The 10,755-nt window shown below is 64.6% G+C and carries 7 protein-coding genes and 1 pseudogene; 1 reads left to right on the top strand and 7 read right to left on the bottom strand.

Annotated features, from left to right (window positions below; genetic code table 11):
* Positions 1-482 (bottom strand): annotated as a pseudogene (locus JQ632_RS35680) (flagellin); the annotation flags it as partial.
* A 311-nt stretch (positions 483-793) separates the two neighbouring features.
* Between JQ632_RS35680 and flbT the strand changes: the two are divergent.
* Positions 794-1,213 (top strand): flagellar biosynthesis repressor FlbT, encoded by a 420-nt coding sequence (flbT, locus tag JQ632_RS35675; RefSeq protein WP_212407399.1) that lies wholly within the window; start codon positions 794-796, stop codon positions 1,211-1,213.
* 85 nt (positions 1,214-1,298) lie between these two features.
* On the opposite strand, the gene JQ632_RS35670 is transcribed toward flbT, so the two are convergent.
* From JQ632_RS35670 to flgK, 6 genes are all read right to left on the bottom strand, one after another.
* Positions 1,299-2,807: an aspartate aminotransferase family protein gene (locus JQ632_RS35670; protein ID WP_212407398.1), complete on the bottom strand. Its 1,509-nt coding sequence runs from the start codon at positions 2,805-2,807 to the stop codon at positions 1,299-1,301.
* Entirely contained in the window at positions 2,804-4,048 is a 1,245-nt protein-coding gene (locus JQ632_RS35665) for a RimK family alpha-L-glutamate ligase (protein ID WP_212407397.1), read from the bottom strand. The genes JQ632_RS35670 and JQ632_RS35665 overlap by 4 nt, the downstream gene beginning before the upstream one ends.
* A gap of 1 nt (position 4,049) precedes the next feature.
* Entirely contained in the window at positions 4,050-5,660 is a 1,611-nt protein-coding gene (locus JQ632_RS35660) for a hypothetical protein (protein ID WP_212407396.1), read from the bottom strand.
* 9 nt (positions 5,661-5,669) lie between these two features.
* Positions 5,670-6,452 carry a hypothetical protein gene (locus JQ632_RS35655; RefSeq protein ID WP_212407395.1) on the bottom strand — a complete coding sequence of 261 codons (783 nt, stop codon included), beginning with the start codon at positions 6,450-6,452 and terminating at the stop codon, positions 5,670-5,672.
* Between the two features lie 73 nt (positions 6,453-6,525).
* Positions 6,526-8,835, bottom strand: a complete 2,310-nt coding sequence (locus tag JQ632_RS35650) for a flagellar hook associated protein (protein WP_212407394.1) — start codon at positions 8,833-8,835, stop codon at positions 6,526-6,528.
* Positions 8,836-8,852: 17 nt separating this feature from the next.
* Positions 8,853-10,736 carry a flagellar hook-associated protein FlgK gene (gene flgK, locus JQ632_RS35645; protein ID WP_212407393.1) on the bottom strand — a complete coding sequence of 628 codons (1,884 nt, stop codon included), beginning with the start codon at positions 10,734-10,736 and terminating at the stop codon, positions 8,853-8,855.
* Between the last annotated feature and the right edge of the window lie 19 nt (positions 10,737-10,755).

The raw sequence follows: 10,755 nt of genomic DNA, 5'->3' as shown, positions 1-10,755 counted from the left end.
CCCTGGGTCGCGCCCAGCGTGATCGCCGAGGTCGCGGCATGGGTGCCGCCCGCGGTGCCGTCATACAGCACGTTGCTGGTGGCAACAGTGCTGGCGTAGGAGGTGGTGCCACGCAGGTCGGCAGCCGTCGCGCCCGAAACGGTGGCCGAGACGTTGGACTTGGTGGAGTAGCCGACCGTGGTCTGCAGCGCCTGGTTGGCGATCGACTTCGCGCTGTCGATCAACTTCTGCAGCGAGGTGATGCCGGTGTTGGCAGCCTGCAGCACCTGCACGCCGTTGGCGATGCCATCGAGCAGGTTGTTGATGTCGCTGGCGCGGTTGTCGAGCGACTGTGCCGTGAAGAAGTTGGTGGGGTTGTCGAGAGCCGAGTTGACGCTCTTGCCGGTGGCCAGGCGGTTCTGGGTGGTGGCGAGGAGGTCAGCGGTGGACTGGAGGGACAGCAGGTTCTGACGAACTGATGCTGAGAGGACGATGCCGGTCATTGCGTGTTACCTTTCTGGTAAGCGTGTGACGTCTTGCTGCGATCGCGCTTGATCGAGAGACCGGCGGACGGTGCGTTTGAGAATCTAACGAAGCATGAAATGGAACCGCCGCTTTTTCTGAGTCGGCGCGCAGAATCGGGCCCTCACGGTACTCTCGCCGGATTTCGGGGGATCGCCATCCAACTGATATTACTTGCCTTTTTTGTCCACACGCGAGACCTTCACAACTCGTTAACTAATGTTAGGGAAGGATTGCAGCCTGATAAGCCCCAAAACAGCGCTGGTTACGAAAGCGTTGATGGAGAACAGGCATGGCTCTCAAGGTCGAGCTCAGACCGCACGAACGCATCATCGTCGGTAACTGCGTGATTACCAACACCGATCAGCGCGCCCGCCTTCTGATCGACGGCGAGAACGTGCCGATCCTGCGCGAGCGGGACATCCTGACGCCCGAAACGGCCAATACGCCCGCCAAGCTCGTCTATCTGGCGGTGCAGCTCATGTACATCTCGCCGGATCCGCAGACCCAGCACGGCACCTATTTCAATCTGGTCCGCGACATCGTCACGGCGGTGCCGAGCTCCTGGCCGATCATCGAGAACATCAACAACCACATTCTGAGCGGCGACCTCTACAGGGCGCTGAAGGAAGCCCGCAAGCTGATCGCCTACGAAGAGAAGCTTCGCAGCCACCTCGCAACGCAAGCCGGCGACGTCAGCTCGGCTGCCTGATCCGACCGACGCATTCTCCTGCCGCAAGTCAACTCGCCCCGGACCTCGTCCGGGGCGTTTGTTTTGGGATACGCCGTTTCGAATTCTATTGGGCTGCGAGCGGCGGCGCCGCGATCTCGACGACACCATCGCCGGTGCGGCGCGCGCCGAACTCCAGCACGGCCGACACCAGCGCATCGATGTCGCTGGCGTCGGTGCGATGATTGACGATCGCCGCGCGGATCGCGAGCTTGCCGTCGAGCGTCGTACTCGATGGCGCCGCGATACCGGCCTCCTGGATATCGGCAACGATGTCGCCGTTGATCCCATCGGCATCGTCGGCGCGATAGCGGAAGCAGACGATGTTGAGCCTGACCGGCGCCAGCAGCTCGAGCCTCGGCTCGGCGACGATGCGCGCCTCGAGATATTTCGCGAGCGCGCAGGTGCGCGCGATCGCCTTGCCGAGACGCTCCGTGCCGAACGTCTTCAGCGTGAACCAGGTCTTCAGCGCGCGGAAACCGCGCGACAGATCGGGGCCGAAATCGCAGGGCCAGTGAGAACCCGCGGCAAGTCCCCTCGCCTCACGGCGCAAATATGCTGCAGGTTGTGCGAACGCCTGCCGATGCCGCTCGCCGTCGCGGACCAGCAGGAAGCCGGCGTCGTAAGGCACCTGCCCCCATTTGTGGAAATCCAGCGCGATGGAGTCTGCGAGCTCGATGCCGGCGAGCAGCGGCGCGAGCTCTTCCGACAGCACGGCAAGCGCACCGAACGCGCCATCGACATGAAACCAGATCTGCTCCTCGCGGCACAGCGCCGCCAGCGCCTTGAGGTCGTCGATCGCACCGATGTCGACCGTACCGGCTGATGCGACGACAAGGAACGGCTTGAAGCCGACCTCGCGATCGATTGCGATCTGCGCGCGTAATTTTGCGATGTCGATGCGGTGATCGGCATCGACGTCGATCTTGCGTAGCGCATCGGTGCCGAGGCCCGCAATGTCCATGGCCCTGGAGATGCAGCCATGCGCCGCCTTCGACGTATAAGCCGTGAGCAAGGCGCCGTCATTGCCGATACCGTGTTGTCGCGCCAGCGTACCGAGCGCAGAGCTCCGCGCCACCAGCACCGCCATCAAATTGGCCATCGACGTACCCGTGACGAAGATGCCGCTCGCTCCTTGCGGGAAGCCGAACAACTGGCGCATCCATTCGACGATCTGTCGTTCGACCTCGATCGGCATGTGATCGCGTCCACCGAGATTCGCATTCAATCCCGCCGCCAGCATCTCGGCGAGCATGCCGACTGCGGTGCCGCCGCCGTGTACCCAGCCCATGAATCCGGGATGCACATTGCCGGTGGCGTAAGGCGCGATATTTTCCGAGAACTCACGATAGACATCGCCCAGCTCAGCCGCTGTGTGCGGCACGTCGGCCCTGAACTGCGCGCGAACGCGGTCCGGGATCGGCTGCCAGACCGGTCGCTCGCGGACATTGGCGATGGAATCGATCGTCTCGTCGAGCATACGATGCGCAAGCGCGCGAAACGCACTCCAATCCTGCGGATCGAGCGACGCGTTCTCGACTGCGGTGTTCACGTCGTTCCTGACGATCTCGTTCATGTCCGGCTCCCGGATTTCGCGTGACGCGCCAGCATCGCGGTGAACGCAGCAAAGATCCTGCGCATCTGCGGCTGCTTGTAGGGAAACACGTCCGGCGAATCCATGTTGTGCACAACGGCGGTATTATCGGCCTCGAAGATCAGGAGCTCGCCATTCCTGTTCTCGGCGCAGTCGATGGTGAAATAGTCGAGCCCGACGCGCCTGCTCATCTCGTCGAGCGCATTGCGATGGCGGCGCGCGAACGCATCGTCGAAGTCGCGCATGAAGGCCGCCTCTTCGGCGCGCTTTTCCTCGCTGAATGCCATGTAGGCGTTGAGGTACCAGATGTCCCAGCGATCGGCGATCGCCATGTGACAGGCGTAAGGGCGGCCGTCGACGATGGCGAGACGATACTTGCGGTAGAGACCGTCGGCGCTGGCGTAATCGACAAAGCGCGCGACGAAGAATTCGTGCTCGTTTCGCTCGGCCAGATAGCTTGCGAGCGAAGCGGCATCGTCGATCTTCGCAAGGCCGACGCCGGCATGCGATCCGCGCGGCCGCGCGATCATCGGAAAGCACAGCTCGCCCGCGATGTCGTCGCAGCGCATCTCGCCGACCGCAAGTGCGGACAATTGCGCGCGCGTGACGCAGATCGTTGCGGGAATGTCGAGCCCCGGAATGTCCGCAAGCAGGCGGTAGAGTTTGTCCCGATCGAGATTGGCGATGCGATCCGGGCGATTGAGCAACGGCCGCGGCCAACGCGATGCGGCGACCTCGATCGACGCAAGCGCCTCGCGGCACTCTTCGGAATCCGATGCCACCACGATGGCGACGTCGTGATCGGGAAGCGGTTCGGGCAGACCAACGTCCTTCACGACGTAGAGCGTCAACAGCTCGATCTCGGAGCCCTCGAGCAAAAATTCGATCGGCGTGTTGCCGCCCATGTCGATCGCCGCCGCAAGTGCGAGCACGCGCAGGGCCGGCTTCGTCACGGCGCAGGGCGAGCGGAACAATTGATGGAAGGCGAGCACTTCCGCCTGAATGGCAAGCCCTGCATCCTTGTCGCCGAGGAGCTGGGCGATCAGCGAGAGGTCGAGTCCCTCGCCCGCCTGCGCGGTGCCGTCGGCAATTTTGGCGACGAGCCGATCGCGCAACGGACGCAGATCGACGCCGTCGAAAGCCTGATGCGTCAGCCGCGCGAAGCCGATGCGATCGGCGAATTGCGGTGCGATCAGGCGAAGCGGATCGGCAAGGCGCTGCATATCAAACTCCGGAAACAGACGTCGTGAGCGGCGCCGCGCGGTCCGCGCGGCCGAGCAACAGTTCGATCTTCACAAGCACATGGGCGATGCGATCGAGAATTTGCTGCAGATTGCGTCGCGCGTCTGCCGCATCCGGCGACCAGGCCTCGGTCACGTGCCGCGCGCCGACGCAGAGGCGCAACGCAGCGTGCGGCGCGCCATCGGGCAAATCGATGCGGACCGGCTGACCGACGAGGCAGCCTTGCGCGGCGACCTGACGGTCCGCGGCGCTGCCGTTGATGTCGTCGGCCATGTCGCGCGCGAGCGCGCGATAGATGGCGCTGGTCTCGGCGATCGGGATCGGTTCGCCCTGCCGCAGCAGCGTGAACGGAAAGATCGTGGCGTGGGCGAACTCCTCGTCATCGACGCCGGCGTGCCGCGGCGCGGACACCGCGCCGAGCGACGGCGTCAGCGCGATCATGCTGTCGATACCGGCCACGAGTTCCGCCAGTGCACGGGCGCGGAATGCGCCGGGTACCGCGTAGTAGGCAGCCATCTCGCTCAGCGCCGCTTCCCAGCGCAGCCACTGGCCGAAATTCGGCCGGCTCTCGAAGCGGGATCTGAGCGCAGACCAGCGCTTGGGCCAGTCGCTGCGGCCCGCATAGTCGAAGAATCCCGGCGCAATCTCCGCATTCTGATCGAGCGAGCGTGAAAATCCCTTTGGTACGAGCAACGCGCCGCTGAAGGCCGGTCCGCCGAAGAATTTCGAACCGGTCACGAGCACCATGTAGCCGCGATCCAGGTAGAAGCGCAGCCGACGGCGCCCGAGCCGCATCTGGCAGGCATCGACGACGACCTTGACCTTGCCGGGCCAGCGCCGCGCAATCTCGTCGAGGCAGGCATCGCTCGGCGCACGCCAGCCGAGCTTCGAGGCGTCCATGATCTGGAGCAGCACCGGCGCGCCGCGTGCGACCGTGGTTTCGATCGCACGCAAGACCTCGGTATCGGCGTCACGGCGCGGTGCGATGACGGATGCGGGTTCGCGCAACGGCACGGCGATGGATTCTCCGGCAAGGCCTGCGATCGAGCCGTCCTTGCGCACGGAAACGCCACTCGCCGTCACGCTGCTGAAATGAAGTCCGCGCGCGGTCGCGGCCGCGCCGCTTCCGGTCTGATCGGAGCCGACCACGATCGTCACCGGCGGCCGGCCGAGCACGGCGCGCGCCAGGAACAGTGCGTGGAGCTGGGAGTCGGTGCCCGAGGGCGAGAACACCACATCAACCCGCGGCGGGAGCTGCAGATGGCCGCGCAGCTCGTCGCGCATGTCCTCGACGCGGGCATCGAAAGCGACGTCCACCTCTTCGAACAGCGATTTGTGCACGAGCTCTTCGCGCGCCAGCGCGGCCCGCTCGTAGGCGGCCTCGGAGATCGACGAGGCGGTCGAGGACGCGAAATTCCAGACCTCGTCGGTCGGCATCGGCGCACAGCCATAGGCGTTCAGGCGGCTTTGCGGGTCGAGCGCGAGGCGGACGTCACCGCCGGACGAGAGCAGCGTCTCGAGCGGCGTGAAGAGATCGCGCAAGCGATAGCGCCGACCATCCGCAGGACGCAAGCGGGACGCCCCAGCATTCATCGGCGAGGCTCACGCGGCATCGGCGGCGACGGCAGGTGCCGCCGCGAATTGCGAGGCGATGTCGCCGCGGAATACCGACGGCCCGACGTGATCGAGCGAGCTCTGGATGTCGGCCCAAATCTCGCCGCCAATGTCGGTCCAGCGCTTGCAGAAGGCAAAGTCCTCGGAGAGATAGGTGCCGGTCGCGGGGTCGATCATGCATTCGAACAGCGCGAAGCGGTTGCTGCTCGCCGCCAGCGTGTCGTGCGAATGCTCGCGGAAGAATTGCAGGTTCGCGTAGTTCGGATGGCGGCACATCGCCTCCAGCACGTGACGGCGGATCATCAGGAATCCGGTGCCCGCATAACGCACGCGCGTAAACCCGTTGACCACCACGATGCGGTCGGGATCCTCGATCTCGAGCACGTAGTCGAGCGAGGCCGCGGCCACGTCCGTCCGCCCCGCCTCGATCGCCCGCTTTGCCTTGCTCCAGTTGACGCGCTTGATCGGATAGCAGCCGGCCACGACGTCGGCCCCGCATTCGATCAGCCGGAACACCTGCTCCGGCGTAAATCCGATATCGGCGTCGACGAACAGGAAATGCGTCGCCTTGGGATCGTCGAGGAACATCGCGACCAGATTGGCCCGCGCCCGCGTGATCAGCGCGTCGCCGTCGCGCAAGTGCACCTTGAGCTCGAGATTGGACATACCGTGCACGGCACGCTGAAGCGCGAAGATCGAGCTCGCATAGATGCTCGACACCTGCCCGCCGAAACACGGCGTAGCTACAACCAGTTGCATCCGCTCCGACATCGATGGCTCCGCGCGCCCCAAATCCTCACCAAGAGGTAAACAGGCATGGTTAATGGAACCTTAACGGACACCCTCAGAGGAACTTCACGAGCGACAATTGCGCCAGGCTCGCGGTGGTCTGGTAAGAGGCCTGGAGCGCGTTCTGAAGCGACAGGATTTCGCTCGCCACCTGGTCCGGCGAGGCCGACTCAGCCTGGTCGATAATGGTCTGGAGCTGCGCCTTGGCCTGGGTCTGGCGCGTGGTCGCGTCCTTCATCGTATTCTGGGCCATCGCGATATCCGTCTGGATGTCCTCGATGCGCTGCTGGCCGGGCTGCTGGGTCAGCGCCTGCGCCGTTCTCTGGCTGAGGGCTGCGACCGCACCTTTCGAATATTGCCCCGTGGTCGAGGTCGAGAACGTTCCGAACACGGCGATCGCCTGCAACTGCCGCCGGATCGCATCCTCGTCGGCCTGCGCGCCGTATTGGACCGTGATGGAGTCGTCGACCCGCGCCACCGCCGTGGAGCGCGCCGAGCCCGGCCCGTCATTGCCATTGTACCAACTGACGGTGTTGGCCGTGCCGTTGACAAGCGTCGTGGCCGTTCCCGCGGGGGATGAACCGACCCGCAGCGGGGCCTTTGCCGCCGTGATCGTGGTCGAGGTGAAGCCGAGCGATCCGAGCGCGGTCGCACTGGAGCTCGTGATGTTCAGACTGCCGGGGTCATCGGTGTTGATCGTGATCACGCCGCCATGGATGGTCGACGGCTTCGAGGTCCCTGTGATCTGGTCGATCTTGCTCATCAGGGTCTGGATGCTGTCGGTGACGTTGAGCTGGTTGCCGGTCGCGCCCGAGGCCACGAAGGTCAGCGTCGTGCCGTTGACCGTGATGGTGTCGCCGGCCGTAAAGCCTGGTGAGAGCACTTCCGCGCCGCCCGCGGTCGCAGTACCGCTCAGCAAGGTTGAGCCGGTGATCGGGGGCGTCGACAGCACGTTGCCGCCGCGCGCCGAGCTGCTGATGCCCAGCGCCGTCGCTGCCGCGCCGCCGGTGACGGAGACGTCGGTGGTCGTGCCGGTAGAGATCTGGATGTTACCGCTGGCACTCAGCGTCGCCGTGACGCCTGCGCCGCCGGCGGTCTGGATCGCATTCAGGATGTCTTGAACCGTCGCGGTGGTGCCTGCGCCCAGACCGATCGTCGTGTTGCTGCCGACTGTCGAGACGGTGGTTCCGCCGTTGAATGTGACAGTGTTGCCGTTGATCGTCAGCGTCGTCCCGCTGAGCGCGGTGAGGACGCCCGAAGCGAGATGGTTGCCTGCAGTCGCATCGAGTGACGTGGTCGAGGCTGCCGCGGCCGCTGCGTTGTCCTGCAAGGCGACCGAGCCAGTCGCAGTTGTGGAGGTATAGGCCGAGCGCAGATTGCCGGTGGCCGCCACGTTCGCAGTCGCGGACCCCACTGTGTTGAAGAAATTGTCGCCCGCCGTAATCGCGGATGCCGCCACCAGCGAGGTGCCGGCGAGCTTCTTGATGGCGGTATTCAGCGCGGTGTTGAGGTTGGTCACCGTGTTGGCCGGCGTCGTGGTGTCGATCGCGAAGCTGCCCACGGGCGTCGGCGTCTTGCTGCTCGCGGTCAGGTCGATCTGCTCGGTCGTGCCGTCCGGCAGCGTGAACTGAACGCTCAGCTTGTCGCCATCAGCGGGATTGTTGCCATTGAGATCGATCGAAAACGAGACCGGCGATCCGCTCGGGCCGGTCAGCGTCGCGCCGGTCAGTGTCGAGGAAACCGCCGCAAGCTTCAATCCGAACGGCGACGTGGCGGAGTCCTCGGCCACGTTGATCGAGCTTGGGGTCGGCTGCGTCTGCACCAACCGCCCCATGCCATTGGTGCCGAGGTCGGCCGCCTGACGCTCGGCCATCACGGTCTTGAAGCCGTCCTGCGTCGTGGTGCCGTTGATGATATCGCCGGCGTTCGCAACCGGCTGCGTGTTGAAGGCCGTCCCGGAAAACAGATAGCGGTTGCCGGTCTGCGTGTTCAGCACGCCGACCATCGAGCCGAACTGGGCCGCCGCGGTGTTCTGCGCGATCGTTTGTCCGTTGACGTTGAGGTCCTGCGCGGTGTTCGCGGCGCCGGTCTGCGTGTTGCTGCGAATGGTCGTCAGCGCCTGCAGCGCCGTGTTGGCCATGTTGATGCTGACATTCACATTGGTGATCGTGTCGGTATAGGCGGAGATGTTCGATAGCTGCGCGCGCGAGGCGATTGCAAAGCCCTCGTTGGTACCCATGCCCGAATAGCTCTGCGACAGCTTGCCGGTGGAGAGCTGCGTCGACAGGTCGGTGAGTTGCTGATTGATGTTGCGGATCTGCCCGCCGAGGATCGATGCGGAATAATTGATGCTGCTGATCGACATGTTTCAGAACCTGCCGGTTAGATCTGGGCCTGGATCAAGGTGTTCATCATGTTCTGCACCACCGACATCAAATGGGCGTTGGCGGCATAGGCATTCTGAAGCTGGATCAGGTTCGACATCTCCGTGTCGAGACTGACGCTGGAGGTCGAGTTGAACTTTGCCTGCAGCGTCGAGACCACGACGCTCTGGCCCTGCTGCAATTGCGTCGCCTGGGTCGAGGCATTGCTCTGGATACTCAGGAACTGCTGGAGGTAGCTCGAGACGGAGCCGGTGAACGGCTGGTTCGCGGAACCCAGTCCGGTCTGCGGCGAATAGGAGAACACCGTGTTGGTGAGCTGAGAGTAGAGGAAGTCCGAACGCGTGGTATCGCCGGACGGCGTCACCGGCGACGTGTTGTACACCGACAGCCTGGTCGGATCGGCCGAGACGGCCGTGTTGACGGCGATGCGCCCGGCAAGGCCGGTCATCTGCGAGCCGGACGAGGTGATAGCACCCGTGTAGAGCGCCTGCCCGCCGTCCGTGAACAGCGCCAGTTGCGGATTGCCCGAGGTCAGCGACGAGATCGTCTTGGTGGTCGACGTCGAATTGATCTTGGCAAGACCCGAGCCGTCGTCGGTGACGCGCAGCGTCGTGGCCGTCGCGGGCGACGGCGCCGCGGAGAACGCCAGATGCGAAGCGGGCAACGCGTTGTTCAGCGCCGCCGCGATCGCGCCCATACCGTTGGAGAAGTTGACGCCGACCTGTACCGGGTTGGCGTTGGGGGCATTCTGGAGCGGCAGCGCCGCCGGATCGGTGACATTGACCAGCGTGACCTGACGCTGCGTGTTGGTCGCAGTGTCGGTGTAGGTGATGTTGACCGTGTTGCCCGGCAGAGAACCGGCGAGGTCGAGATCGAAGCCCGCCGGCGTGGTCGAGGTCGCGGTGCCTGCCGTGGTCTTGTCGGACAACGCGCTCGACATCGTCGCAGCGAGCTGGTCGAGCTGGTTCTGCGCCTGCACCAGCGTCTGGTCGCGCAGCTTGAGGTCGGCGGCGATCTGGCCGGAGGACACGACGTTGTTGGCGACGACATCGAGCTGCGAGCCGTTCGGCAGCTTGATGTTGAGCGCACCGACGGTCGATTTCGCCGGATCGATGTTGTAGAGCGAGGTCGCCGTCAGTGCACCGGCCGACGCAAAGGTGAACTGCGACGCAAGCCCGGCGCCGACGAGCTGAATGCCCGTGGTGGTGTAGAGGTTGGCCTGGTTCGATCCGTCGACGGTGACGCGCACGTCGACGAATTTCGACAGCGTGTTGATCGCCTGGTCGCGCTGGTCCATCAGGGTTGCGGCGGACGGATCGCTCGCCGCCAGGCCCTGGAGCTTGGTGTTGATGTCGGCGACCTTCTGCATCGCAGCGTTGGCCTGCTGCGCCGACGTGCCGAGGTCCTGCTCGACATTGGAGCGCAGCGACTGGATGCCCTTGGTCGAGACGTTGAGCTGCTGGGCCAGCGACTGCGCTGCCGCCAGCGCGACCGTCTGCGCCGACGAGGAACCGGCGCTGGTCGACAGCGCCTGCAGCGAGTTGGTGAAGGTGTTGAGTGCGGTTTCGAGCGTGCCGCTGCCGCCGGGATTGCCATAGACATTCTGAAGCTGCTTCAGAATGTTGGCCATCTGGTCGGCATAACCACTGCCGGCCGTCTCGGTGCGCAGCTGGCCCAGCACAAAATTGTCGAGGTCCCGGCTGACGCCGGTCGTCACCACCGTCGATCCGAAATCGCCGGTGGAGACCTCGATCTGGTTGGGCGTCTGGGTGACGTAACCCGGCGTCTGCGAGTTTGCGACGTTCGACGAGACGATCGACAGCGCGGCCTGGTTGGCACGCAGACCGCTCATCGCACTGGCGAGGGCTGAACTCAAACCCATCTTACTGGCCGCCTTTGGT

Origin of the sequence: Bradyrhizobium liaoningense (genome assembly GCF_018130955.1) — a bacterium.
Classification (GTDB): Bacteria; Pseudomonadota; Alphaproteobacteria; order Rhizobiales; family Xanthobacteraceae; genus Bradyrhizobium; species Bradyrhizobium liaoningense_C.
Note: the sequence above shows the minus strand (reverse complement) of the source record. Positions and strands in the feature narration are given on the sequence as shown.

Coding starts and splice junctions, on each gene's coding strand:
- flgK (WP_212407393.1), bottom strand. CDS start 10,736: ATGGGTTTGAGTTCAGCCCTCGCCAGTGCGATGAGCGGTCTGCGTGCC.
- JQ632_RS35660 (WP_212407396.1), bottom strand. CDS start 5,660: ATGAATGCTGGGGCGTCCCGCTTGCGTCCTGCGGATGGTCGGCGCTAT.
- flbT (WP_212407399.1), top strand. CDS start 794: ATGGCTCTCAAGGTCGAGCTCAGACCGCACGAACGCATCATCGTCGGT.
- JQ632_RS35665 (WP_212407397.1), bottom strand. CDS start 4,048: ATGCAGCGCCTTGCCGATCCGCTTCGCCTGATCGCACCGCAATTCGCC.
- JQ632_RS35655 (WP_212407395.1), bottom strand. CDS start 6,452: ATGTCGGAGCGGATGCAACTGGTTGTAGCTACGCCGTGTTTCGGCGGG.
- JQ632_RS35670 (WP_212407398.1), bottom strand. CDS start 2,807: ATGAACGAGATCGTCAGGAACGACGTGAACACCGCAGTCGAGAACGCG.
- JQ632_RS35650 (WP_212407394.1), bottom strand. CDS start 8,835: ATGTCGATCAGCAGCATCAATTATTCCGCATCGATCCTCGGCGGGCAG.